We start from the raw sequence: 26376 nt of genomic DNA, 5'->3' as shown, positions 1-26376 counted from the left end.
GTATTCACCACATGCCTTACTTACGATCCAAAGAGTTATTAACGGATTAGATTATTGAGTCGAAGTTTATTGTTTAGCAATCACTAAATCAAGTTCTTTGTTCAAGATCAGGTTTAACTGATCTTTTATGAATCGATTATCAGCTTTACATACAACTGCTTGGGTGTTGTATAGTCAAGCCTCACGAGCAATTAGTATTGGTCAGCTTCACACGTCACCGTGCTTCCACACCCAACCTATCAACGTCCTAGTCTCGAACGGCTCTTTAGAGGAATAAATTCCTAGGGAAATCTTATCTTGAGGTAGGCTTCCCGCTTAGATGCTTTCAGCGGTTATCCCTTCCGAACATAGCTACCCGGCGATGCGACTGGCGTCACAACCGGTACACCAGAGGTTCGTCCACTCTGGTCCTCTCGTACTAGGAGCAGATCCTCTCAAATTTCCAGCGCCCACGGTAGATAGGGACCGAACTGTCTCACGACGTTCTAAACCCAGCTCGCGTACCTCTTTAAATGGCGAACAGCCATACCCTTGGGACCTGCTTCAGCCCCAGGATGAGATGAGCCGACATCGAGGTGCCAAACACCGCCGTCGATATGAACTCTTGGGCGGTATCAGCCTGTTATCCCCAGAGTACCTTTTATCCGTTGAGCGATGGCCCTTCCATACAGAACCACCGGATCACTAAGACCTACTTTCGTACCTGCTCGACTTGTGGGTCTCGCAGTTAAGCGCGCTTTTGCCTTTATACTCTACGCGTGATTTCCGACCACGCTGAGCGCACCTTCGTACTCCTCCGTTACTCTTTAGGAGGAGACCGCCCCAGTCAAACTACCCACCAGACATGGTCCTCGCCCCGGATTACGGGGCAGAGTTAGAACCTCAACATTACCAGGGTGGTATTTCAAGGACGGCTCCATTAGAACTAGCGTTCTAACTTCAAAGCCTCCCACCTATCCTACACAAGTAAGGTCAAAGTTCAATGTCAAGCTGCAGTAAAGGTTCACGGGGTCTTTCCGTCTAGCCGCGGGTACACCGCATCTTCACGGCGAATTCGATTTCACTGAGCCTCTGCTGGAGACAGCGCCGCCATCATTATGCCATTCGTGCAGGTCGGAACTTACCCGACAAGGAATTTCGCTACCTTAGGACCGTTATAGTTACGGCCGCCGTTTACTGGGGCTTCGATCAAGAGCTTCGCTTACGCTAACCCCATCAATTAACCTTCCAGCACCGGGCAGGCATCACACCCTATACGTCCACTTTCGTGTTTGCAGAGTGCTATGTTTTTAATAAACAGTTGCAGCGGCCTGGTTTCTGTGGCTGCCAATAGCTCAGGGAGCAAGTCCCATCACCGTCAGCAGCGTACCTTCTCCCGAAGTTACGGTACCATTTTGCCTAGTTCCTTCAGCAGAGTTCTCTCAAGCGCTTTGGTCTACTCGACCTGACCACCTGTGTCGGTTTCGGGTACGATTCCTGTGTAACTGAAGCTTAGAGACTTTTCCTGGAAGCATGGTATCAGCCACTTCACTGTACAAGTACAGCTTGCTATCAGCTCTCAGCATAGAGCACCCCGGATTTGCCTAAGATGCATGCCTACAGCCTTCCACCTGGACAACCAACGCCAGGCTGACTTAACCTTCTCCGTCCTCTCATCGCATTACACAGAAGTATTGGAATATTAACCAATTTCCCATCGACTACGCCTCTCGGCCTCGCCTTAGGGGTCGACTCACCCAGCCCCGATTAACGTTGGACTGGAACCCTTGGTCTTTCAGCGAACGGGTTTTTCACCCGTTTTGTCGTTACTCACGTCAGCATTCGCACTTCTGATACCTCCAGCATACTTCTCAATACACCTTCATCGGCTTACAGAACGCTCCCCTACCACTTACGCTAATGCGTAAATCCGCAGCTTCGGCACATAGTTTTAGCCCCGTTACATCTTCCGCGCAGGCCGACTCGACTAGTGAGCTATTACGCTTTCTTTAAAGGGTGGCTGCTTCTAAGCCAACCTCCTAGCTGTCTATGCCTTCCCACATCGTTTCCCACTTAACTATGATTTTGGGGCCTTAGCTGGCGGTCTGGATTGTTTTCCTCTTGACTACGGACGTTAGCACCCGCAGTCTGTCTCCCGGATAGTACTCATTGGTATTCGGAGTTTGCATCGGTTTGGTAAGTCGGGATGACCCCCTAGCCGAAACAGTGCTCTACCCCCAATGGTATTCGTCCGAGGCGCTACCTAAATAGCTTTCGGGGAGAACCAGCTATCACCAGGCTTGATTAGCCTTTCACCCCTATCCACAAGTCATCCCCTGGCTTTTCAACGACAGTGGGTTCGGTCCTCCAGTTAGTGTTACCCAACCTTCAACCTGCTCATGGATAGATCGCCTGGTTTCGGGTCTATACCCAGCAACTAAACGCCCTATTAAGACTCGATTTCTCTACGGCTCCCCTATTCGGTTAACCTCGCTACTGAATATAAGTCGCTGACCCATTATACAAAAGGTACGCAGTCACCGAACAAGTCGGCTCCCACTGCTTGTATGCATGCGGTTTCAGGATCTATTTCACTCCCCTCACAGGGGTTCTTTTCGCCTTTCCCTCACGGTACTGGTTCACTATCGGTCAGTCAGGAGTATTTAGCCTTGGAGGATGGTCCCCCCATATTCAGACAAGGTTTCACGTGCCTCGCCCTACTCGTCATCATTGTGTGTGCCCTTTCGTGTACGGGAATATCACCCTCTACGTTCGCACTTCCCAGAGCGTTCCACTAGAACACACACAACTTAATGGGCTGCTCCCCGTTCGCTCGCCGCTACTAAGGGAATCTCAATTGATTTCTTTTCCTAAGGGTACTGAGATGTTTCACTTCCCCTCGTTCGCTTCATAAGCCTATGTATTCAGCTTATGATACCCGCCTTATAGCGGGTGGGTTCCCCCATTCAGAAATCTCCGGATCAAAGGATATTTGCCGCCTCCCCGGAGCTTATCGCAGGCTATTACGTCTTTCATCGCCTCTGACTGCCAAGGCATCCACCACATGCACTTAATTACTTGACTATACAACCCCAAACAGTCGTTAACACATACAAGTGAGTGTTATCGTTGCAAACTTAATTGCTACTATCTGTTGTCCTGTGAATTTAATCACCGTACAGCTTCAATCTAATTCATATACCAAAACGCTTGATTCAGTTAATTTGCTAGTTCTCGGATTAAATATCTTCTTAACAATTGCTTGTTAAGCTTATATCTAATCGAGTTTGAACAATTTATTTCAGACTCAATTTTCTAATCTGTTAATGATTAACTAGCACCTCGTCGGTGACTAGTAAACTGTGATAAATCACAGAACTTAATAAGCTTTTAACTTACTAAATTCTATAATCTATTTTAGCTCGTACTCTTTAAAGTACGTGGTGGAGACTAGGAGAGTCGAACTCCTGACCTCCTGCGTGCAAAGCAGGCGCTCTACCAACTAAGCTAAGTCCCCAGCTTATCATTTAATGAACGACATATCTTTCAGATTTGGTGGGTCTGACAAGACTTGAACTTGTGACCCCACGCTTATCAAGCGTGTGCTCTAACCAACTGAGCTACAGACCCTCAGATACATCTTCGAAGAACAACTTGTTGTGGATTCTTACCGATCGTCAATCTTTCGTTAAGGAGGTGATCCAGCCGCAGGTTCCCCTACGGCTACCTTGTTACGACTTCACCCCAGTCATCGGCCACACCGTGGTAAGCGTCCTCCTTGCGGTTAGACTACCTACTTCTGGTGCAACAAACTCCCATGGTGTGACGGGCGGTGTGTACAAGGCCCGGGAACGTATTCACCGCGGCATTCTGATCCGCGATTACTAGCGATTCCGACTTCATGGAGTCGAGTTGCAGACTCCAATCCGGACTACGATCGGCTTTTTGAGATTAGCATCCTATCGCTAGGTAGCAACCCTTTGTACCGACCATTGTAGCACGTGTGTAGCCCTGGCCGTAAGGGCCATGATGACTTGACGTCGTCCCCGCCTTCCTCCAGTTTGTCACTGGCAGTATCCTTAAAGTTCCCGACATTACTCGCTGGCAAATAAGGAAAAGGGTTGCGCTCGTTGCGGGACTTAACCCAACATCTCACGACACGAGCTGACGACAGCCATGCAGCACCTGTATCTAGATTCCCGAAGGCACCAATCCATCTCTGGAAAGTTTCTAGTATGTCAAGGCCAGGTAAGGTTCTTCGCGTTGCATCGAATTAAACCACATGCTCCACCGCTTGTGCGGGCCCCCGTCAATTCATTTGAGTTTTAGTCTTGCGACCGTACTCCCCAGGCGGTCTACTTATCGCGTTAGCTGCGCCACTAAAGCCTCAAAGGCCCCAACGGCTAGTAGACATCGTTTACGGCATGGACTACCAGGGTATCTAATCCTGTTTGCTCCCCATGCTTTCGTACCTCAGCGTCAGTATTAGGCCAGATGGCTGCCTTCGCCATCGGTATTCCTCCAGATCTCTACGCATTTCACCGCTACACCTGGAATTCTACCATCCTCTCCCATACTCTAGCTGACCAGTATCGAATGCAATTCCTAAGTTAAGCTCAGGGATTTCACATCCGACTTAATCAGCCGCCTACGCACGCTTTACGCCCAGTAAATCCGATTAACGCTCGCACCCTCTGTATTACCGCGGCTGCTGGCACAGAGTTAGCCGGTGCTTATTCTGCGAGTAACGTCCACTATCCTAGAGTATTAATCTAGGTAGCCTCCTCCTCGCTTAAAGTGCTTTACAACCAAAAGGCCTTCTTCACACACGCGGCATGGCTGGATCAGGCTTCCGCCCATTGTCCAATATTCCCCACTGCTGCCTCCCGTAGGAGTCTGGGCCGTGTCTCAGTCCCAGTGTGGCGGATCATCCTCTCAGACCCGCTACAGATCGTCGCCTTGGTAGGCCTTTACCCCACCAACTAGCTAATCCGACTTAGGCTCATCATTTAGCGCAAGGTCCGAAGATCCCCTGCTTTCTCCCGTAGGACGTATGCGGTATTAGCATTCCTTTCGGAATGTTGTCCCCCACTAAATGGCAGATTCCTAAGCATTACTCACCCGTCCGCCGCTAAGTGATTGTGCAAGCACAATCACTCCGCTCGACTTGCATGTGTTAAGCCTGCCGCCAGCGTTCAATCTGAGCCATGATCAAACTCTTCAGTTTAAAATCATTAGTAGCTTATGGCTACAAATCTTGGCTCATCAATTTTCTGACTAAAAATTCGCTCAAATAAACTTCGAGAAATTCTTACCATTCAATCAATGAAATATTTTCGATTGATCAACCAGTAAAAATCCACACAAGTTGTTCTTCTATTCTCTTAATGATCTTCTCGATGATTCGTCATCATCAAGCTAGGTCGGCTATATTACTCTAAATTTCTTTAAAGTCAACAGGTAATTTAGATATTTTCAAAACTTATTCTCAAACCCAAAAATTTAACCCTTAAGCCAAATCCTTGTTTCTCAACAAGTTTTTATCTGCATCACCGCCGATGGATGTGCATTCTACAGCATTTCCAACCAGACACAACCCCATTTTTCAAATTCTTTTAAATTATTAATTCAAGCGATTATTTTTTACACAAATAAGGCTGAAAATGCGCTATTTGGTCTATTATTTGTTCAGTTTTACTTTTTTCTTGCCAATGAAGAGGTCGACAGTCGATATATTCACAATACCCAGAACCTTCATAGCTCTGTTTATTCCATAATAGCTGGTAGTTAAAACTACCCACGTAACCTGCGGCTAAGCCAAACTTATAGTCACCGCGGCTTTGCGCCTGTAATTGGAAAACAATCTCATCATTTTCTTGATATTGCCAAATAAATTCTCGAGGCAAATACATTTCACGTCCATTAGGTGTCTGTACTTTCGGGTAAACACGGGTAACATCCAAAATTACCTGATGATCATAAAGAATCGATTGCTGTCCATTTGACTGAATTTCGATTCTAGAAAAAATAATGTTATTCCATTGATTTCTAAGTTCAGACAATATGATCTGAAAGTCTGCATTCACCTGAATGATTTGATAGGTAAAAAAATGAAAAGCGATAAATGGCAAATAGATGGCCCTGGCGTGTTTTAGTATCCCTTGCGCCTCGATTTGATATTTTTGTTTTTTATAAATGATTTCACCTTCGCATTGGCAGCGAACATACCAATAATCCCCAACCCCCCATTGCAAGGCTGAATGATTTTCTATTTCAGTCCCAATATTCACTTTGAGTTGGCAACTGAGCTCTTCATCATCACGCTTAAAATAATAGTTTGGGAAATCAACTTGAATCTGATCTATATCTAAAAACTGGTAGCGGTCTTGCTCTAATTGACACTGTTCTTTGGCACTATAACTTTTGAGATGCCCGACAGTTGAAACACTACTCCCCACCAAAACTGTCGCAGTATCAATTGCCGTCGTAGCAATCGCACTGGCGTTATAACAAATAGGGATACGAGGTTGCCCAATCAGGCTGATGAAATTTAAATAATGAAAAGGTTCAGGCAAATTCGGCAGGATCAACGCCTGATAAACAATTTTAAATAGACCTTTAGGTGGATGAAAAGTTAAAGCATCTGACTTATTGAGGTTCAGCTGCTTTAATTGATTGTTATTCATCAATATTGGCATACTGAACCTCCGTCTTTTAAGTTGTTATTTTTGCATCATTCTTTTTGGCAAATAATGTCGTCACAAATCCTGAAAGTACATAGAGGATACAGACAATTAAGATCCCTACAGGAATGTTGTACGTGATTGCAGCAAAAATCAAGACTACAGGCAACATCACGACAAAAGGTACACGTTTGCGATCCATTTGTTTAAATGAGTAGTATTTGATGTTGGAAATCATCAGTAAACCAACCGCAACCATCACCACTGAATTGATCACTTGTATCACAATATCTTTTAAATCAAAGATAAATGGATAATCACGACCGACCCATACCAAGGAAATGACCGTCACCGCAGCGAGTGGACTGGCAATACCAATAAAGTAACGCTTATCGACAACACCAATTTGCACATTAAAACGCGCTAAACGGAAAGCTGCACAGGCAGTATAAATAAAGCAACATGCCAAACCAATACGACCAAGATCATGCAAACTCCAGCTATACATCAAGATTGCAGGCGCAACACCAAAAGCCAACAAGTCAGAAAGAGAGTCGTATTGTTCTCCAAATGCACTCTGTGCACCAATCGCACGAGCAACCCGACCATCCAAACCATCAAGCAATGCCGCCAAGAAAATGGCATAAATCGCTTGATTAAAGTTGCCATTCATACTGGCAATAATGGAGTAAAAACCAGAAAGAAGTGCGGCTGTAGTAATTAAATTCGGCCACAAATAAATACCACGGCGTTTCACTTTTTGTCCTTCGTGCGTATGTTCTTCTTCTTCTACTTCAAAAGTGATTCCGTCAAAAGAATGATCTTCTTTGTTCAAATCAGAATCAGGTTTAAGAGAATTTGTCATTATTTTCAATTCCTCGAGAATAGTTTGACATTGATGGGTTATTCACCCACCAACCAACGCACAGCAGCATGTCCACCATTTTCACTCATGCGTAAATGTGGAAATAACCATTGTAATGCTTGATCTGCATCTTCTGAGAATTTCCAAGGTGGGTTAATCACTAATAAACCACAACCATTTAATCCCACTGGCGTGTCATCGGGCCATACACAGATTTCACAGATGAGCTGACGGCGAATACCCGTTTTAAACATTTTCTTTTCAAAACGTTCAATCATGGCGCGGTCTTTAATAGGATACCAAACAGCAAATACGCCTGTTGGCCATTTTTTATGGGCAGTTTGCAATAACTCAACCAATTGCGGGAAGTCTTTACGCTCGATTTCGTAAGGTGGGTCAATCATGACCAATCCACGCTTTTCTTTAGGTGGAATTACCCCCATAAGACCTTCGTAAAAATCACGCTCATGCAGGCCCGCACGTTTATCGCGAATATTAAAGTACAACTGTTGAAACACATCGCGTTGCATTTCAAATATAGTCGCCTTATCAATATCACGCATACCTTCAAGTGCAAACCATGGTGAACCCGGATAAGCACCTTTCCCAGAACCTGCACGCATATCTTCAACGATTTTAAGATATTGTTTTACACCTTCAGGCGCATTACGCTTAATCGAATCGTCAAGCTTGACCAAACGATGGATACCCGTTAAGAATTCACCTGATTTTTGTGCTTCAGAAGTAGATAAATCATATTTACCTGCACCACCATGGGTATCTATATATCGATAAGGTTTATCTTTAGCATTTAAACGAGCGAGCAGTTGAAGCAAAAGTACATGCTTCATAACATCGGCAAAGTTACCCGCATGGAAATGGTGACGGTAATTCATGTTGACAATTATTCCTCAATTCAGCAGGTAGTTTAACATGAAAGAAAAAAGTATTCTTTAGCGTTGATGTGATCGACTAAAATTGCACTGTAATCAAACCAATGTTCAATGGAGCACTATGCAACAACCCTCTCAATCTTTAAATCTCCAATCATGGAATTTAGATAAAATTCTGGACGATTTGAATGAATTTGGCTTTGCCCTGATTGATGATGTCTACTCTATTGAATATGTCCAATCACTGGTGCAGGAATGTAGCTCGCATTTGGCTGAGTTTAGAGCCGCAGGTGTGCAAAATGGTGTTGTCAGCCATATTCGTAGTGATCATATTCTCTGGATTGATGGTCAGTTGCCGATTGCTCAACAACATATTCAAGCTTTAGAACACCTATCGCAGACCTTAAACCAAGCGTTTTATCTTGGGATAAAAGAAGTCGAAGCACATTTTGCCTGCTATAACGCAGGTGAATTTTATGCCTTGCACCGTGATAATCCTCAACAGAAAAATGATCGGATCATATCAACCGTTTTCTATTTACATGAACACTGGCAAGAAGATTGGGGTGGCCAATTACGCTTACAAGACAAAAATAATCAATGGCATATCATCCAGCCTTTGTCGAACCGTCTCGCTATCTTTCAAAGTGATTTAATGCATGAGGTTCTTCTGTCTCAGCAGCAACGGTTATCCATTACCGCATGGTTACGTGGTGGAAACTCGATCTGGAATAACTAGGCTCTATTTACTTTGCAGCCTTTAAATTCTTAAAAACAACCTTATATATCACGCATAACTGACGATTTTGGATCAATAATGTCGAATGAAACTCAACAAGTGATTGCTCGAATTGGTGAAACAGACCAACTCTATTTAGAGAGTAATACTCCCGAACTTGCTTTAGAGCGCGCTGACCTCCGTTTGCGATTGGTGGTATTGAGCCATATTCGTCAGGAACAATTGCATTTCTTACAAGAAGCAATCGTACTGCTTGAGCAAGCTCGTGTTGAATATGATGAAATGCCATTAAACTTGTATTTGAATTTGTCTTTATGTTTAGCCAAAGCCTATATGATTTACTTTGAGCTCACTAAAGAGCAGCGTTTTGCTTTAATTACACAGCAAATTCTTAAACCTTTGGCATATACAGAACACTTAGATATCTATTTCTTCTTGGCTTACGCTTCGGCGTCTAAGCAAGAACTAGCATTAACACGGCATTGGCTAACGAAATACGTATCTTGCTTGGATCATGATTTAGAGTTTTTACAACTGCATCCTGCTTTTAATCAAGTACGTCAAGAAGACTGGTTTGCAGCCCTTATAAAAAATAAAGCTCACTAAAATGTGAGCTTTATTTTACCGATTCATTATTTTGTGCTGTCGAGATGCAATTGCTGATTAAGCTCATCAATTACAATGGCCCATTCATCATCTTTATCCCAGTGACTTTTGAGAAAATCACGTTGCCCTGCACTCCAAAATTCTGCTTCATGTAATTTTTGATCAGCAGGTAACTGATGGGCTTTGATAAAATTTTCAATTGCAGCATCATCAGCCCCAAGCCCGAGTTGCTCGAATAAAAGTTCCAGTGTCGGTTGCTGCTCAAACATTGTTATTCTCCAAATCATGTCTCTTATCAGAATAATTTAACAGTAAACACCGTTATCATGCAGATGTATGTCTATATTTTCTTGTTGTTTTTTGTTCGCTGCCCATAAAAAAAGCACTCTCTAGGAGAGTGCTTTCAATTTATCAAAAAGATAAATTATTTTAACATGTCAGCAATTGCCGCACGCTCATCTTCAAGTTCTTGAAGCGTGATGTTCATGCGCTCACGGCTGAATTCATCAATTTCGAGACCTTCAACACGCGTGTATTCGCCATTTTCACAAGTGACTGGCACACCGTACATTACGCCTTCTGGAATACCATAAGAACCGTCAGATGGGATACCCATAGTTACCCATTTGCCGTTTGTACCCAACGCCCAGTCACGCATATGGTCGATTGCAGCATTCGCAGCTGAAGCAGCTGAAGACAAACCACGCGCTTCGATGATCGCAGCACCACGTTTACCAACAGTTGGAAGGAACGTATCTTTGTTCCATTCTGCATCGTTGATTTTGTCTTTTAAGCTTTCGCCATTTGCAGTTGCAAAACGGTAGTCAGCATACATTGTTGGAGAGTGGTTACCCCAAACCGTTAATTTCTCGATATCAGAAACTGCAACACCCGCTTTTTGAGCAATTTGAGTTAACGCACGGTTGTGGTCAAGACGCAACATTGCTGTGAAGTTTTTCGCTGGAAGATCTGGCGCAGATTTCATTGCGATATAGGCATTGGTATTTGCAGGGTTACCTACAACCAATACTTTAACATCACGGCTAGCAACTTCGTTAAGTGCTTGGCCTTGACCAATGAAAATTTCACCGTTGACTTTCAACAAGTCAGCACGTTCCATACCAGGACCACGTGGACGTGAACCTACCAACAATGCATAGTCAGCATCTTTAAATGCAACCTTAGGATCATCAGTCCCGATCATACCTGCCAATAATGGGAAAGCACAGTCGTCAAGTTCCATCATCACGCCTTTAAGCGCTTGTTGAGCTTTCTCAAAAGGAACTTCAAGCAATTGTAAAATTACTGGTTGATCTTTACCGAGCATTTCACCGCTTGCGATACGGAATAATAAGCTATAACCAATTTGACCAGCAGCGCCTGTAACGGCTACACGAACGGGTTGCTTCATGTGATATTCTCCAATGAGATGCGTTTGCACGATTGAACGCTATTATTATTCAATCGAATTATCATAAACGGCAAAGATTGTACTCTAAAGCGAATACAGATGCATGTAAAAGAGAATGAATTTCAACAAAAGTCTAATAGAAAATACAAATCAAACTAGGTAAATCTCTAATAACTTCCTTTAATTGTAAACTCACTTGGGCAGCCCGTCACAATATGGCTTGCACATTGTTTATATTGACCATTTTTCTGATAACAGACGCGAATCTCAGTTAAAACCGTATCAAATCTTGATGACTGGCAAGTAAAGCGAATCCCGTTGGGCGGTAAAGATGGATTGAGCTTGGTAAATTGCTGCCTTAAATTTTCTTTTTGAACTTCTATCGTATTCGGGCTGGTCAAATCGGCTGGTATTTTCAAGCGCTCAGCGAAGTTAATCACTGTTCTAAAATATTGACTGGCATTCATTGGCATACATCCACCGACATCCTGCCACAGTTGCACGCGTGCATTTTCATCAGGCATGACCCGCGCAACCACTTTGGCTTGTAATGGTGAGAGTTTTGCAGATGTTTTGGTTGAGCAATCGCGATTTAAAGGCACTTCAGGCAATAAGCTGGCAATGGTCAGTGAATAACCTTCCAAACATTTACGTTGTTTTTGTCTTGATGAATCAAAGGCACACGCTGCCGGTGTCATTTGTACATGCATGACATATCCCGCCACATCTTGATCACTTGCAGCATGTAAGGGTGCAGTAAAAGACAAGACCGAATAACAGATCAACACCTGTAGAGATCTCATCAACTGCCCTTTGAGTAATTGGACGGGTTTAATCAAATGCAAAAACTTCATTGTTTCACTTAAACATCTTGGTGTGTCTTATGGCCCACTGCGTACAGGAATCGTGCTCATTCGTTTTTCTAACGATTGCGCCCCTTGCCCTAATACCACACCATAGTGTGTAGCATTGGTCATGACATGCTTTACATAGTCACGTGTTTCCAATAACGGAATGGTTTCAGTATATTGGTCTGCTGCCATAGTCTGAACATCAGGCTGCCAACGACGTGCACGATTCGGACCTGCGTTATAACCGGCAGTTGCCAATACCGAACTACCACTCAATTGGCTCTGGATCATTGAAAGGTAATAAGTTCCGTAACGAATATTGGTATTCATTTCACTTAATGCCGCAGGGTTATAGGTTTCACCCATTTGTCGTGCAATCAGTTTTGCCGTGTTTGGCATGATCTGCATTAAGCCGCCGGCGCCGACATGTGAACGTGCAGAAGTCACAAAACGGCTTTCTTGGCGCATTAAACCATACGCCCAAGCAGGATCAATACCAGCATTGTAACTATGGCTGGTTACATTGCTACGATGCGGTGTTGCATAACGATAAGTGTCATTATGGCGAGATGTGGTACGGTCCGCGGCATAAATTGCGCGATCATACCAACCTACATCATGGGCACGTTTTGCTGCTGCGAGAAGCAAACCGTCATCATGTTGTAAATACGCTTGGCGAACTGCCCAGTTCCACTCACGATTGGTATAGTTGGCTGGAGCATTCACATCTCTTAATGCAAAAGCACGTCTAAAATGAATATTTTGATTGAGGCGCTGCGTATCTTGAGCACTTGGTTGTTCATTATAAGGCTGATGATTATAGCGTTCGCCTAAACGATCTTTGGCGAGCAGGTTGTGATAGTCATCACCACTTTGTGCAAGCTTGCGATAAATCTGCTGTGCCGCTTGTTTTGACCCGCTATCCGAACGTTGCTCCGATGCACGTGCTAACCAATACTGCCAACGATCTTCCTGCTTTTGGGTCACCGACATCGCATCAATGGCACGAACTAAACTTTCCCAAGCCCCAAAACGAATCGCCTGACGTGCATAAATTTCAGCTTCTTCTGGACTAAATGGATAACCATAACTTTGATCGAAAGCATTGAGCACTTCACGGTTAAAACCATTTTTCATTACGGTGGTACCGCCGACATAACCAATGGTGCGGTACAAATATTTCTGTACAGGTTGTGGCGTATCTTGTGCAACTCTCTGGATATTACCTAATGCATTGGTTAAATCACTATCTGCAACACGTCCTAATGCAAAGATTAAATAAGCATAATCCGCATCATTAGATTTTGGCGCACTCCATAAATACCCTAATGGATTGGCTTGAATTTGATTGAACTGCGCTAATGAAAGATTCAAACCCATGGTTTGAGCTGTCGCAATTGCGGGTCCAGATTGCCCTGCACGGAGTTGCCCCCATAATCTTTGCTGGCGATCTTGAGCAGTCATCAGTGGACTAGACAACATCAAACGACCTAAACCATTACATGATTCAGGCTGAGAATTGGTGGTTAACCAAATATCTTTATATTCGGCAAAAACCAGACTATCCCCTGTTTTTGCACGTACCTGTGCCACTGCACAGCTTTCTTCTTGATCTGGATTGGTCACATAACTGAGGACAGGTTTCGCATCGGCGAAGCTACCCAATTTTACTTTTTCTTCAACAAAATCGGCAGCCAATTTTTCTGCCATCGCAGATTGAGGATAGCGTTGTGCAAAACTAATAATCGAGGATGCTGGTTGAAAACCCAGATTGGTATTCAATTTCCAATACTCAGGATAATAACCAAGCGCATCATTTTGCATTTCAAATTGGTATTGATCAAGCAATGCAGTATTGTTGGCATTGGCAGCACGCAACGCGTCATTAAATTGTTCATCTAACGCATAGACACCAGAGCAAACAATCATACCGCCGATTGCGATAAAACAACGGAGGCTGTTCTTGTTATTCAATTTATGACTTTCGGTTGTTCTAAAATCACGCTGCTTTTTCATCTTCATCAATATATATGCCCAATTTCGCCCAGCCATTATAGTGTAATAAGTCTAACCTTCTACTATTGTTGTGTTATGTAAATTACTGATTCATATTCATTAAAATTCACACAATTTTATTCACAAACTGTCCATTTTTGTCAGTTTTTTATTCTCTGCGTTCAGTCTAAAATACTGCTATAATCCGCCGTTTATTTAAATCCATCTTGTTTAGGAGCCTGCATGACGGTTCAAACATTCATTCCCAGTGCTGTAAAAGCTGCTTCAGAAAACACTGTTACCCAGCCAATGCACACCGCTGATGTTTCGATCAAGAAATTGTTTATCGAAACCCAAGGGTGTCAGATGAATGAGTATGACAGTCATCGTATGGCAGATTTGTTAGGTGATTCACATGGCTATGTGCTCACTGACAATCCGAATGAAGCAGACATTCTGCTCATGAATACCTGTTCAATTCGTGAAAAAGCACAAGAGAAGGTATTTAGTGGTTTAGGCCGCTGGCGCAAGCTTAAAGAAAAAAATCCTGATCTGGTCATTGGTGTCGGTGGTTGTGTCGCTTCTCAGGAAGGTGACAACATCCAAAAACGTGCGCCTTATGTCGATATGGTATTTGGTCCGCAAACCTTGCACCGTTTGCCACAAATGTTAGATCAGCATAATGAGCAAGTAGAAAAACCAAAGAAAGAAAAAATCAAATTGGTTGATATTTCTTTCCCAGATATCGAAAAGTTCGACTTTTTGCCAGAACCACGTGTGGAAGGCTTTAAAGCATTCGTTTCAATTATGGAAGGCTGCTCTAAATACTGTTCATTCTGTGTCGTTCCGTATACCCGTGGTGAAGAAGTCTCTCGTCCATTGGATGACGTATTGGCAGAAATTGCAGGCTTGGCTGAAAAAGGCGTACGTGAAATTAGCTTACTCGGCCAAAACGTGAATGGCTATCGTGGTGAAACCTTCGAAGGTGAGATTTGTACCTTCCCTGAGTTACTCCGTTTAGTCGCAGAAATCCCAGGCATCGGTCGTTTACGTTATACCACCTCTCACCCGCTTGAATTCTCTGAAGATCTCATTCAATGCTACCGTGATTTACCGCAAATGGTTTCGCATTTACATCTACCAGTACAAAGTGGTTCAAACGATGTATTGCAAGCCATGAAACGTAACCACACCATTGATGTGTACATCGATAAAATTGCTAAATTACGTAAAGTTCGCCCAGATATGCATTTATCCAGCGACTTCATTATTGGTTTCCCTGGAGAAACGGACGAACATTTTGCGGAAACTTTACAATTTATCAAAGATTTAGATTTCGATCATTCTTATAGCTTCGTTTACTCAAAACGCCCAGGTACGCCAGCTTCTGATTTACCAGACAGCACACCAGAGCAAGTGAAAAAAGATCGTTTAGCACAAGTCCAACAAGTGATTAAACAATCGAGTATTGAGAAGACCGATGCAATGCTTGGCAAAATTGAGCGTGTTCTGATTGAAAAAGTTTCTGATAAAGATCCTAATGTTTTGATCGGTACAGCAGACAATACACGTTTAGTTACTTTTATTGGTGATGCTACGTGGATTGGACGTTTTGCAGAGATTGAGATCACTGAAATTAAAACTTTAAATTTAGTTTATGGCGAACTCTTGAATCTTGAACCTGACGTGGCGTAATGTAAGGGTATTCTTACAAAGCAACAAAAAGGGTTTCTCTTGACTGCAGCGATTCGACGTACAGTAACGTTCCCTGAGATTTCAATGGAACGCTTAAAAAGCATGCTCGGTGCGTATAACGGGCATTTAAAACAAATCGAACAACGTTTAGATGTCAAAATTACTCACCGTGGCGATGCCTTTTATCTAGATGGTGACATAGAAGCGGTCGAAAGAGCCGAAGCACTATTGCAACGGCTCTATCAAGAATCAGAAATTTCCTCGCAAATCAGTGCAGATGCAATACATTTGATGATCCAAGGTTCACAGACAGACCGTGAACTGATGGATGATTCAGATCAAGAACATACTGGCTTAGACAATGTTTGGTTGCAGACCCGCAAAGGGCGAATCAACCCACGTGGTGCCAATCAAAAGCGTTATGTACAACGTATTTTACAAAGCGATATTTCATTCGGTGTTGGTCCAGCAGGGACAGGTAAAACCTATCTCGCGGTTGCAGCAGCGGTAGATATGCTGGAACGTAACGAAATTCAACGTATTTTACTGGTCCGTCCTGCGGTTGAAGCTGGTGAAAAACTCGGCTTCTTACCCGGTGATCTCACCCAAAAAATCGATCCTTATTTACGCCCACTTTACGATGCATTGTATGAAATGCTTGGCTTTGAAAAAGTGGCCAAACTAATCGAACGCCAAGTGATTGAAGTTGCTCCACTTGCTTATATGCGTGGACGAACACTCAATCATTCTTTTGTGATTTTAGACGAAGCGCAAAACACTACACCTGAACAGATGAAAATGTTCCTTACTCGTTTAGGCTTTGGTTCGCGTGCCGTCATTACAGGTGATGTCACTCAGGTGGACTTACCTCGCGGACAACAATCGGGTTTGGCACATGCCTTACGGGTCATTGAAAATGTGCATGAAATTCATATCACCCGCTTCCATTCTCGAGATGTCGTCCGTCACCAATTGGTACAAAAAATTGTTGAAGCTTACGAAGGCTGGGACAGCGAACAGCAACGTTTGTCTGCTGAAGCCCGTGCCGAACGCAAAGCTCGACAAGAAGCACTCGTTGCAGAAAATGATTCTGCCGCAGATGCCCAACACTTTTAGAAAAATCCCCCTCACTCCCCCTTTCTTGCGATGCTTTAGTCGCATCTTAGGGGGACGATTTTAAGGATCTATTTTGAAAATCAATTTAAGTCTTCAACAAGACTTTCAAACTGCTGAACTGCCACTGAAACGTGGTCAAATTAAAAAACACATTGAAACTGCACTGCGTCATGTCGGTTTCGATGTCAATTGTGAAATTGGTATTGCCTGTGTCGATATTGCAGAAAGCCATGAACTCAATCTGCAATATCGTGAAAAAGACAAACCAACCAATGTACTTTCTTTTCCAAGTGATATTCCTGAGGAAATGCTGAGTTTACTCGATGCAGAGCCTCTCGGAGACTTGGTGATTTGTATTCCTGTCGTTTTGCAAGAAGCTGTAGAACAACAAAAAACACCAAGCGATCATTTCACCCATTTACTGGTTCACGGCGTTCTACATTTGCTTGGCTTCGACCATGAAACCAGTGAAACTGAAGCTGAAGAAATGGAAGCTTTAGAAATTGAGATTCTGAAAAAATTGTGTATCGCCAATCCTTACCAAGCCGATGAAAGCTAATCCAAGGTCCTATGTATATCGTTATTTTTAAAGCCACGATCAAACAACTTGATGCAACTTACTCAGAAATGGCACAAATGTTGAGAAATAAAGCATTGGGCACATACAACTGCCTAAAGTTTGAAGCGTGTAGTGAAAATGGTTTTGAAATAGCACTGTCTTACTGGAACAGTCTTGAGGATATCAAGCAGTGGCAACGCGATGCAGAGCATTTGGTTGCTCAGCGTTTAGGTAAAGAAAAATGGTATCAAGATTTTAGTGTGGAAATCTGCAAAGTGGAACGTGCTTATTCGAGTCAAAATGGCCTCTGAATAATCGTTGACTTATCCACAAGTTCAATCAAAAACGGCTGAATTCAGCCGTTTTTTTATTTTTCAAACTCGAAGAAAGACTTAATGCTTTATTTTATGTCATCACTCAAAAATGTTATTAATGCACTTCAAATTCAGCATCGACTGGATCAAAACGCCAAGTCCGAATGATACGTAACTCAGAGATTTCTTTTTTCATCGTAGCATCAAAAGGTCCAAATGGTGCGCCACGGCGAACCGATGCTTTGGCTGCCTCATCCAAGATTGCATGACCTGAACTTTCAATTAAGCGGATTGCCCGGATGCCCCCTTCGGCATTGAGAATCACCATGAGACGGACCTCACCCGCCAAGTGTTGTTGTTTAGCTTGGTCAGGATAATAGCGGTTACCATATAACTCGACTTTTTGGCGAAATTTATCGAGGTAAGCAGCAGATGCATCTTGTTTGGCCTGAATCCCATCGACGGTTTTAATGCGTTGTTTACGGCTAAAATTTTGTTGGCGTTGTAAATATTGCGCTTCTAAGCTCGCCACCATGGCCGCTTTAGCCTGGAACTGACTTTGTAAATCATCTAAGGTCTTTTTACGTTCGCTCTGCTCGGCTTGCTTTTGCCAACTCAAAACCGTCATAAGCACTTTTTCTTCAAATTTTAGTTCGCGTTTTTGCTGAACTTTTTCCAGACTTTCTAACGCTTTCTCACCTGTTGTCGCATCCGCTTGCATCGGTGACGGCATATCACTCGACATACGATGCGCCTCACGGAAATCGCCAGAACCTTTTTGATCTGCTTGCGCTAAAAAGTCAGCATCTTTGACTTTGTCTTGACTCGGACGAACTGTCACTGCAATTTCTTTGGTTGAGGTGTCGGATGGTGATGGCATTGCAAATTGAATAGCCAACACCGCGCCATGCAAAAGCATCGCCAAAGCCACTGCCCCAACAAAAATTGGATCTTGCCACCAATATGGAGACAGCTCTGAACGAAAATTAATTTTATTCCACATGGTATTTAAGCGACAAAAAAGCCTCTTCCCCAACGGTATAACCGTATAAAAACCAAACCAATATTCAAAATTTTACAAAAATGTGATCCACTTATAGTTACAGTGTTTCCATACCATCATTTTATGAAAATGTAGCAATTAATTTTGCTACACTGCAAGTCAGAAATTTATTTTTATTTTTTAGTTAATACAAAGATCGTGGCATTGCATAACCCATCAATTCACTTTCTGGAACAACTTTTATGCAAACGCTAATTTCGTCCGTTGTTAAACGTCTACGTAAAGTTTACCAAAAAGCCGAAGAATTCATCGAAGAAGAAAGAGAATTTTCACTTTCGCAAGTCTTTGTGAATGCGACCATGGAGCGTTACGTCACTGAAAATGTTGGCATCATGCAAGACCTGCATGCCGACTTATATGATGGTTGGTTACGCCTATACACAACGTTAGATGTTAAAGGTTTACACACTACTTTATCTGTTGATTTAAAACTGATTCAAATGGAAATGAATCAAGACGTACAGCTTATGGTATTCGAGCAAATCAGCAATACCCAAGTAATTGAAGCCAAATTTAAAAACATCTTTCAGAAATGGGGCTTTTATGCCGCGATCTGGTATTACCAGAAATTCCGTGAAGAAGATCCGCTCGGCAAAATCTTAGAACATTTTGAAGTTGTCAAAGTTAAAGATGATTTACTTTATCTCGATTTGAATCGTTGGTTGGGTAAAAAGCCAAGTATTATTGAGACCCTAAGTAAAGTTCATGTCAATCGTGCTCGTGTTCGCCCTGCGGAACTGATTGTTTGGGGCAATGTCAATCTCGCCGCGATTTTATATCCACCGAATGATGATGATTTTGATATCAATGAGCTAGAAGACACTGAGGTCACACCGATTCAACAAAAAGACAGTAAACGATAGCCACACTCTGTGGTGGTCTATCCCTTCTCACGATATATCATTGAAATACATATCTTCATGATTCATACGAAAAATTAACAAGTACCTCATAAAAAGCCTGATCTTTTCTTCATAATCTACGAGCATAATAGCTTTAAATGGTAAAGATAAATGAGTGATGACTGATTGCATCACTCAAAGGATATAGTGTTATGACAAAGCAATTATTGAAAGTACTAGGCATTACGTCGGCTACACTTCTAAGTGTAAGCTTATCTAGTCATGCGCTGGCAATGGCACCGTTTCAGGCGAGCTATCAGTTTAGCTACAACAATAAAAACTTAGGCTCTGCCACACGTACCCTTTCACAGCAAGGCAATAATTGGGTGTATCAATTCAATGCCAAAGCAGGTGCAATCGCATCTGCATCTGAAAGTAGTCAATTTAGCTTTGCTGATAATAAAATTACCTCGCAAAAATTTAGCCGTAGCAGCAAAGTTTTGATTCATAACAATACAATGAGTATCGACTTTAATCCAAATAGCAAAGTTGTGAATACCAAGAAAGATGACACTGCTCGCTCATTCGCATGGCAGGCAGGTGCTTTGGATGAACTTAATGCTGAATTGCAAGTTCGTGAGGATTTAAAAAACAATTCCCTAAAAACCAAATATCTAATTGCAGATGCAAAAGCATTGGATGAACGTCGTTTTGTAAAACAAGGTAACGAAAGTATCAAAACCCCTTATGGCACATTTAACACCATCAAAGTGGTGATGCAGCACGATAAACCTGAACGTAATACCGTGTTCTGGTTAGCACCAAAATTAGATTACTTACCAGTAAAAATGGCACACAATGATGGAAAAACATCATATGGTCTGTTATTAACGGGTTATTCAGGTAAAACAAACTAAGCATCTGGTCAATTTTGGCTTGCATTTTTTTAGATGCTTTTTAAAATATGCCTTTGCTTGAACAAGCATCCGTTTAGAGGATTCTCCCGTGTACGCTTTAGAACAGAAAATCTTAAATGAAGGTATCGTTCTATCTGATCAGGTTTTGAAAGTCGACGCTTTCTTAAACCACCAAATCGATCCGGTGTTAATGCAACTGATTGGTAAAGAGTTTGCCGCTCGCTTTAAAGACGCAGGTATTACTAAAATTATTACCATTGAGGCTTCAGGTATTGCACCTGCAATCATGGCAGGTTTAGAACTTGGTGTTCCTGTTATTTTTGCACGTAAATATCAGTCATTAACATTAAAAGATGACCTTTACCGTTCTAAAGTGTTCTCGTTCACCAAACAGACTGAAAGTACCATTGCGATTTCAAACAAGCACATCAGTTCAAGCGACAAGGCACTTGTCATTGATGACTTCTTGGCAAATGGTCAAGCTGCTTTAGGTCTAATTGACTTAATTCATCAAGCAAAAGCTGAAGTTGTCGGTGTGGGTATCGTGATTGAAAAATCATTCCAACCTGGCCGTGACGTATTGCTTGAAAAAGGCTACCGCGTTGAGTCGTTAGCGCGTGTTAAATCTTTAGAAGGTGGTAAAGTCACTTTTATCACTGAATAAGATTCAAGATCTAGAAAAAAGCGGATGAATGTTCATCCGCTTTTTTATTTAGCAACAATCCCAGTTATACAACACCTTAGAAAAGTCTCTCTTCTTTAAATCTTCTGGGTGAATAAAGAAATTGCCTACACCCGAATCGCCCCACATAATCTCGTTCTCGGCATCATCGGTATCCAGCTGGAAAAGTAAAATATAATCTTGCACCTTTTCGTTATAGTGGCGTGGATCTGTCTGGGTAAAATAAGGATATCCCCCTAAGCGATGGCCGGTTGCGGAAACTCGCTCATGATAAGGTTCGATAAAATCACTTTCGAAATCGCCACCTTCAAATTGCGCTTCAAAATCGTAAAGTTCATCAACACCCAAGACTTTCTTTCCAAAAGCAAAATCCTCAAGACTAATCGACTGTTCAGTACGTTGAAATTCAATCGAGTATTGTCCTGCAAAAGGTAAATAATCCGCTTCGCTCAATTGAATATCTGAAAAGTCCTGTTTTAATTGCGTCGTATCTTCAATCACCTGCTCAAAATATAAGACCTTAAAACCAGATTGCTGTTGTTGGTCATCGAAATTCATCCCGTACAAATCATCGGCAGCAATATAGAACTGCAAAATCCCCTTTTCTGGAAAATTAGGTAAGCTTGGAATATCAGCAAAATTAAACTGCGCCAGCAAAGCCAACGGATTACCATTAGAATCGACTGGATAAGCAGAATCCAAAGGTAAATACGGTTCCCCTCCAATTTTACTTTGCCATACCGTCAAGGCATCGTTTGGACTGAGTTGTAAGGTTACTGTTGGCAAAATAGTGGCTGAAATTTTTTCTAGATATGGATGTAAAGTATTCGGTAAATTCTCAGGTTGAAGATTCATTTTGTTGCTTGTCCATGTACTTATTTATAGAACTTAATATAAAACAAGCAGCTAAACTAGAATAGAGAACAAAGTCTGCACTACGACAGTTAATGACGCTTAATTGCCACATTATTTATCACATAAATTCTGATAAGATGAGCCCGATAAAAATTTGCGATTAGGAATCACGATGCGCACTTACTTAGACCTTTTACAACATATCCTCGACAATGGCGGCGACAAAGGCGACCGTACTGGCACAGGTACACGTTCTGTATTTGGTCATCAGATGCGCTTTGATCTTTCTAAAGGCTTTCCGTTGCTCACCACCAAGAAAGTCCATTTTCGCTCTATTGCGATTGAATTACTTTGGTTCCTCAAAGGTGATACCAACGTTCAATACCTCAATGACAATAAAGTTTCGATTTGGGATGAATGGGCAACCGCAGAACAAACAGCCCGTTTTGGCCGCCCTGAAAGTGAACTTGGTCCAGTTTATGGTCACCAATGGCGTAACTTTGGCGCAACCCAAAATGAAGATGGTAGCTACCAGCAGGATGGCTTTGACCAGATCAAATGGTTAATCAATGAAATTAAAACCAATCCCAATTCACGTCGTTTAATTGTGTCAGGCTGGAACCCAAATGAAGCAGGCAAAGTGGCATTACCGCCTTGCCATACCTTGTTTCAATTCTTTGTCCAAGATAACAAACTGTCATGCCAACTGTATCAGCGTAGTGCCGATGTGTTTTTAGGCGTGCCGTTTAATATTGCGAGCTATGCCCTACTGACCCATATGATTGCGCAGGTTTGTGGTTTAGGTGTAGGTGATTTTGTTTGGACAGGTGGCGATACGCATTTATATGCCAATCACTTTGAACAGGCGCAGTTACAGCTGACTCGTGAGCCGCTACCATTGTGCCAATTAAAACTAAATCCTGAAATCACTGATATTTTCGACTTTAAATTTGAAGATATTGAAATTGTTGGTTATGAATCGCACCCAGCAATTAAAGCACCCGTCGCAGTTTAAGTAGAATAGAGAGCATATAAAATGGCATGGCAAGACACTGAGGTTGTCCACGTAGTTGCAATGGATAAAAATCACTGTATCGGTAAAGGCAATGCTTTGCCGTGGCATATCTCTGCTGATTTGAAGCACTTTAAAGCCATCACCCAAGGTGGCGTGGTGATTATGGGCCGTAAAACCCTTGAATCTATGGGGCGTACTCTACCAAATCGTGTCAATTGGGTGATTACGCGTGACCCTGAATGGCATTTTGAAGGAGTTAAAGTCGCACACAGTATCGAAGATGCGCTCAATGGTGCACTTACAGATGCACAACACGCGGAAAAAGCATCCTTATTTATTATTGGTGGTGGAGAGATTTTTACCCAAACGCTCGCTATTGCTGATCGTTTAGAGTTAACTCACGTTAATCTCGATGTACAAGGTGATGCGCATTACCCAAAAATCTCTGACGACTTTTGCAAAGTAAACTCGGAACAACATACTGATGAGAAATCAGGAGTTACTTTTGAGTTTGCGACCTATCAAAAATAAAAATGGATTGCATTTGCCATGCAGAATATTGGATCACGTGAGTTTTTTATCGCTTTAGGCATCGGGCTCTTACATAGTCTGTTTACCTTGTGTGTGATCCTTTCAAGTATCTGGCTTTGTCTTGCTTTATGGATTCAGCAACCCTTAGGTAGTTTTTTTAGCCGCGCTGTCATTGTGCTATGGGCCTTATTTGCACTCAGCTTAATCGGCGTCTATGTCAGTGGTCATCTTTTTAGCCGTCGCACCGATATCATTATTTATTGTGTTGCATTTGCCTGCTCCTTAATCTGGTATTTTTCCCTAGATGCAAGACAGGATCGTGACTGGAATCCTGAAGTTGCAAAACAGCTCCATTACGAAAAGAATGGGGATATTGTACAGCTGCACAATGTCCGAAATTTCGACTGGCATGCGGATGGTAGCTATGACATTCGATGGGAAGACCGGACCATTGATCTGAATAAAATTATTGGCATTAATGTCATTACTTCTTATTGGATGGGCCCACAAATTGCCCATACGCTGGTCAGTTTCGATTTTGCAGATCAAAAGCCATTAGTATTTTCCATTGAAATTCGCAAGGAAAAAGGCGAAGATTTTTCTGCGATTGGTGGCTTTTTCCGTAAATATGAACTGAGCCTAATCGCTTCAGATGAAAAAGATATTGTGTATACGCGCAGCAATATCCGCCATGAACAAGTGTATTTGTTCCCGATCAAAATGCCTGCGGCTGAACGCAAAGCACTCTTTATCGAATATTTGCATAAAGCAGATGAACTTGGTGCAGAAGCAAAATGGTACAACACCCTTACGAGTAACTGCACCACACTAGTATTTGATATGGTACAAGCAATTAATCCACAAAAATTACCTAAAGATTATCGCTTATTGGCCTCAGGTTATTTACCGAATTATCTCTATGACCTGAAAGCACTCAATCAAAATTACAGCATGAAAGAATGGTATCGCTTGGCACATATCAATCCACGTGCTGAGCAATATGAGCAACAAGCCAATCAAAGCAGTAAATATTTTTCGGATGTCATTCGTATAGGCCTTCCTAAAACTGAGTGATTTTTCCACTAATTTCATTAAAAACATCTGAACATTTACAAAAGGATACTGAATATCCTGCTCAGCTCCACGTTGTTTTATTTTAATAGCGAACATAGAAACACAATGATTCGGATTTAAAATCTTATGTTAAAGCCTTTTTTAACTTCTTGTACTTTGGCAGTTGCCGTAGCAATGACAGGTTGTGCAACCACAGAATCTCTACAAACTTCACCGAATGCTTCTCAGAAAGAAAGCATAGGGCTGTATAACCGTAACTGGATCGCTACACAAATCAATGGTGTGGCGATTAAAAGCAATGATCTTTCTGGCAAACGACCTGCGATTCAATTTGATGCTAAAGGTAAGCGCTTCTTCGGTGCAGATGGTTGTAACCAGATTCAAGGCAGCTTTGAGAGCCAAGGTACTATCTTACGCTTAGGCCCAATTGCTTCGACGATGATGGCATGTATTGGCCAAGACAACAGTGCGCTCTCTCGTCAATATGCCAATGCTTTAGCAAGTACCACCAATTATGAACTCAAAGGCCATGAGTTGAGGTTGTTGGATGCATCTGGTCAAGTTTTGGTTAGCTTTGTCACGGTGATTCAACCGCTTCCATAATTCCTTATCGTAAAAAAGTAAAAGCTCGTTTCGAACACGGGCTTTTACTTTTTCAATACTTCGTTTACTTTAATAGCATTCTTAAAATTAAAAATTGGGGAGTCTCATGCAACAAGCACTCGTTGGTGGTGGATGTTTTTGGTGTGTAGAAGCGGTATTTCTACAACTTAAAGGTGTAGAAAAAGTCGTCAGTGGTTATGCTGGCGGGATTAGCCAAAACCCGACCTATGAGCAAGTCTGCCAAGGTACAACACAACATGCAGAAGTAGTTTTGATTGATTTTGATGAACAGCAAATCACTTATTCACAACTACTGAATGTGTTTTTTACGACGCATGATCCAACCACGCTAAACCGTCAAGGTAATGATATTGGCACGCAATACCGCTCTGTTATTTATTACTTTGATGAAGAACAAAAGCAGCAAGCAGAACAGATTATTCATGATCTGGAAGATGAGGGTCTGAATATTGTGACTGAGCTCAGCCCAGCACCAACCTTCTACCCTGCTGAGGAATATCACCAAAACTTCTTTGCACGTAATCCATCACAAGGTTACTGCAACTTCAGCATTCCTCCCAAGCTTTCCAAACTACGTGCTAAATATCTCGATCTGCTCAAAACTGAATAGGCATAAAAAAAAGCAACTCTTAGAGTTGCTTTTTTGTTGGCATCACACTGTCTTAGTTTTCACTGACAAATGCAATATCACTTAAACCTGCTTCGCTGGCACGAGACATCACTTGTGCAACCGTATCGTATTTTGATTCTTTATCTGCACGTAATTGTACAGTCGGTTTGGTCGCAGCCTGACCCGCCTCTTGGAAACGCTTCTCTAGCTCGTCTAAGCTAATAATCTGCGCATCCCAAGCCACCTCACCTTTCTCATTAATACTAATAGTAATCGCTTTTGGCGGTGGATCGACAATTTCAGCAGTAGTCTTTGGTAAACTTAGTGGAATTGATGGGTTAGCAACCGTTGCTGTGACTAAAAAGATAATCATCAATACCAACATAATATCGATCAGAGGAATGAGATTCATCTCATTCATGCCACTGTCGTGGTCTTCACCCAATTGAAAGCCCAT

At 42.3% G+C, this 26376-nt stretch carries 24 protein-coding genes, 2 tRNA genes and 2 rRNA genes; 14 read left to right on the top strand and 14 right to left on the bottom strand.

The features are described 5' to 3' along the window. Window positions 1–170 precede the first annotated feature (170 nt). The 7 genes from F909_RS00005 to F909_RS00035 form a co-directional block, all read right to left on the bottom strand. A 23S ribosomal RNA gene (locus F909_RS00005) occupies window positions 171–3063 on the bottom strand. Window positions 3064–3420: 357 nt separating this feature from the next. Beyond that, window positions 3421–3496, bottom strand: a tRNA-Ala gene (locus tag F909_RS00010). Window positions 3497–3532: 36 nt separating this feature from the next. Next, window positions 3533–3609, bottom strand: a tRNA-Ile gene (locus F909_RS00015). A gap of 59 nt (window positions 3610–3668) precedes the next feature. Next, window positions 3669–5206, bottom strand: a 16S ribosomal RNA gene (locus F909_RS00020). Together the 16S and 23S rRNA genes with 2 tRNA genes alongside form the textbook arrangement of a ribosomal RNA operon. Window positions 5207–5615: 409 nt before the next feature. After that, window positions 5616–6677: a DUF6670 family protein gene (locus tag F909_RS00025; protein ID WP_005155210.1), complete on the bottom strand. Its 1062-nt coding sequence runs from the start codon at window positions 6675–6677 to the stop codon at window positions 5616–5618. A gap of 16 nt (window positions 6678–6693) precedes the next feature. Continuing rightward, window positions 6694–7527, bottom strand: a complete 834-nt coding sequence (gene pssA / locus F909_RS00030) for a CDP-diacylglycerol--serine O-phosphatidyltransferase (RefSeq protein WP_005155209.1) — start codon at window positions 7525–7527, stop codon at window positions 6694–6696. Window positions 7528–7565: 38 nt separating this feature from the next. Next, complete coding sequence (locus F909_RS00035; RefSeq protein WP_005155207.1) at window positions 7566–8423, bottom strand: 23S rRNA (adenine(2030)-N(6))-methyltransferase RlmJ; 858 nt, start codon at window positions 8421–8423, stop codon at window positions 7566–7568. Window positions 8424–8541: 118 nt separating this feature from the next. Between F909_RS00035 and F909_RS00040 the strand changes: the two genes are divergently transcribed. Both F909_RS00040 and F909_RS00045 read left to right on the top strand, forming a co-directional pair. After that, entirely contained in the window at window positions 8542–9159 is a 618-nt protein-coding gene (locus F909_RS00040) for a 2OG-Fe(II) oxygenase (RefSeq protein ID WP_005155202.1), read from the top strand. Between the two features lie 78 nt (window positions 9160–9237). Continuing rightward, on the top strand, window positions 9238–9765 hold the full coding sequence (locus F909_RS00045; RefSeq protein WP_005155201.1) for a hypothetical protein: 528 nt from the start codon (window positions 9238–9240) through the stop codon (window positions 9763–9765). A gap of 26 nt (window positions 9766–9791) precedes the next feature. Here F909_RS00045 and F909_RS00050 read toward each other — a convergent pair whose 3' ends face one another. The 4 genes from F909_RS00050 to F909_RS00065 form a co-directional block, all read right to left on the bottom strand. After that, window positions 9792–10034: a DUF2789 family protein gene (locus F909_RS00050; protein ID WP_005155198.1), complete on the bottom strand. Its 243-nt coding sequence runs from the start codon at window positions 10032–10034 to the stop codon at window positions 9792–9794. Between the two features lie 155 nt (window positions 10035–10189). Next, window positions 10190–11176 (bottom strand): malate dehydrogenase, encoded by a 987-nt coding sequence (locus F909_RS00055; protein WP_004668635.1) that lies wholly within the window; start codon window positions 11174–11176, stop codon window positions 10190–10192. A gap of 167 nt (window positions 11177–11343) precedes the next feature. Continuing rightward, window positions 11344–12030, bottom strand: coding sequence for a ribonuclease T2 family protein (locus tag F909_RS00060; protein WP_032878361.1), 687 nt, complete (start codon window positions 12028–12030; stop codon window positions 11344–11346). A gap of 27 nt (window positions 12031–12057) precedes the next feature. Then, window positions 12058–13956: a lytic transglycosylase domain-containing protein gene (locus F909_RS00065; RefSeq protein ID WP_171067374.1), complete on the bottom strand. Its 1899-nt coding sequence runs from the start codon at window positions 13954–13956 to the stop codon at window positions 12058–12060. A 309-nt stretch (window positions 13957–14265) separates the two neighbouring features. Between F909_RS00065 and miaB the strand changes: the two genes are divergently transcribed. From miaB to F909_RS00085, 4 genes are all read left to right on the top strand, one after another. Beyond that, window positions 14266–15717, top strand: a complete 1452-nt coding sequence (miaB, locus tag F909_RS00070; RefSeq protein ID WP_005155192.1) for a tRNA (N6-isopentenyl adenosine(37)-C2)-methylthiotransferase MiaB — start codon at window positions 14266–14268, stop codon at window positions 15715–15717. A gap of 39 nt (window positions 15718–15756) precedes the next feature. Further along, on the top strand, window positions 15757–16833 hold the full coding sequence (locus F909_RS00075; RefSeq protein WP_032857438.1) for a PhoH family protein: 1077 nt from the start codon (window positions 15757–15759) through the stop codon (window positions 16831–16833). Between the two features lie 73 nt (window positions 16834–16906). Then, a complete protein-coding gene (ybeY, locus tag F909_RS00080; RefSeq protein ID WP_005155189.1) occupies window positions 16907–17392 on the top strand; it encodes an rRNA maturation RNase YbeY in 486 nt (161 codons plus the stop codon). Window positions 17393–17403: 11 nt separating this feature from the next. After that, complete coding sequence (locus tag F909_RS00085; protein ID WP_005155185.1) at window positions 17404–17703, top strand: antibiotic biosynthesis monooxygenase family protein; 300 nt, start codon at window positions 17404–17406, stop codon at window positions 17701–17703. 118 nt (window positions 17704–17821) lie between these two features. Here the strand turns inward: F909_RS00085 and F909_RS00090 are convergent, their stop codons facing one another. After that, a complete protein-coding gene (locus F909_RS00090; protein WP_005155183.1) occupies window positions 17822–18709 on the bottom strand; it encodes an energy transducer TonB in 888 nt (295 codons plus the stop codon). Between the two features lie 242 nt (window positions 18710–18951). Here F909_RS00090 and F909_RS00095 point away from each other — a divergent pair, with 242 nt between their 5' ends. The 3 genes from F909_RS00095 (at window position 18952) to F909_RS00105 (ending at window position 21192) form a co-directional block, all read left to right on the top strand. Further along, window positions 18952–19632: a hypothetical protein gene (locus tag F909_RS00095; RefSeq protein ID WP_005155182.1), complete on the top strand. Its 681-nt coding sequence runs from the start codon at window positions 18952–18954 to the stop codon at window positions 19630–19632. Between the two features lie 191 nt (window positions 19633–19823). Then, window positions 19824–20528 (top strand): DUF3108 domain-containing protein, encoded by a 705-nt coding sequence (locus F909_RS00100; protein WP_005155181.1) that lies wholly within the window; start codon window positions 19824–19826, stop codon window positions 20526–20528. Window positions 20529–20616: 88 nt separating this feature from the next. Beyond that, window positions 20617–21192: a xanthine phosphoribosyltransferase gene (locus tag F909_RS00105; RefSeq protein ID WP_005155179.1), complete on the top strand. Its 576-nt coding sequence runs from the start codon at window positions 20617–20619 to the stop codon at window positions 21190–21192. 48 nt (window positions 21193–21240) lie between these two features. Here F909_RS00105 and F909_RS00110 read toward each other — a convergent pair whose 3' ends face one another. Beyond that, complete coding sequence (locus F909_RS00110; RefSeq protein WP_005155177.1) at window positions 21241–22065, bottom strand: YwqG family protein; 825 nt, start codon at window positions 22063–22065, stop codon at window positions 21241–21243. Between the two features lie 172 nt (window positions 22066–22237). Between F909_RS00110 and thyA the strand changes: the two genes are divergently transcribed. The 5 genes from thyA to msrA all read left to right on the top strand — a co-directional run bounded on the left by thyA (window position 22238) and on the right by msrA (window position 25919). After that, window positions 22238–23080 carry a thymidylate synthase gene (thyA, locus tag F909_RS00115; protein ID WP_005155172.1) on the top strand — a complete coding sequence of 281 codons (843 nt, stop codon included), beginning with the start codon at window positions 22238–22240 and terminating at the stop codon, window positions 23078–23080. A 21-nt stretch (window positions 23081–23101) separates the two neighbouring features. Then, window positions 23102–23611 carry a dihydrofolate reductase gene (locus F909_RS00120; RefSeq protein WP_005155171.1) on the top strand — a complete coding sequence of 170 codons (510 nt, stop codon included), beginning with the start codon at window positions 23102–23104 and terminating at the stop codon, window positions 23609–23611. A gap of 18 nt (window positions 23612–23629) precedes the next feature. Next, window positions 23630–24685 carry an Lnb N-terminal periplasmic domain-containing protein gene (locus F909_RS00125; protein WP_005155170.1) on the top strand — a complete coding sequence of 352 codons (1056 nt, stop codon included), beginning with the start codon at window positions 23630–23632 and terminating at the stop codon, window positions 24683–24685. 126 nt (window positions 24686–24811) lie between these two features. Beyond that, the gene (locus F909_RS00130) at window positions 24812–25288 is read left to right on the top strand and encodes an META domain-containing protein (protein WP_005155168.1); all 477 of its coding nucleotides are present in this window, start codon (window positions 24812–24814) and stop codon (window positions 25286–25288) included. 106 nt (window positions 25289–25394) lie between these two features. Continuing rightward, window positions 25395–25919 carry a peptide-methionine (S)-S-oxide reductase MsrA gene (gene msrA / locus F909_RS00135; protein ID WP_005155163.1) on the top strand — a complete coding sequence of 175 codons (525 nt, stop codon included), beginning with the start codon at window positions 25395–25397 and terminating at the stop codon, window positions 25917–25919. A 52-nt stretch (window positions 25920–25971) separates the two neighbouring features. Here the strand turns inward: msrA and F909_RS00140 are convergent, their stop codons facing one another. Then, a complete protein-coding gene (locus F909_RS00140; protein WP_005155161.1) occupies window positions 25972–26376 on the bottom strand; it encodes an ExbD/TolR family protein in 405 nt (134 codons plus the stop codon).

The organism is Acinetobacter sp. ANC 3929 (genome assembly GCF_000369405.1).
Lineage (GTDB): Bacteria > Pseudomonadota > Gammaproteobacteria > Pseudomonadales > Moraxellaceae > Acinetobacter.
This window is presented reverse-complemented; position numbering and strand designations above follow the sequence as displayed.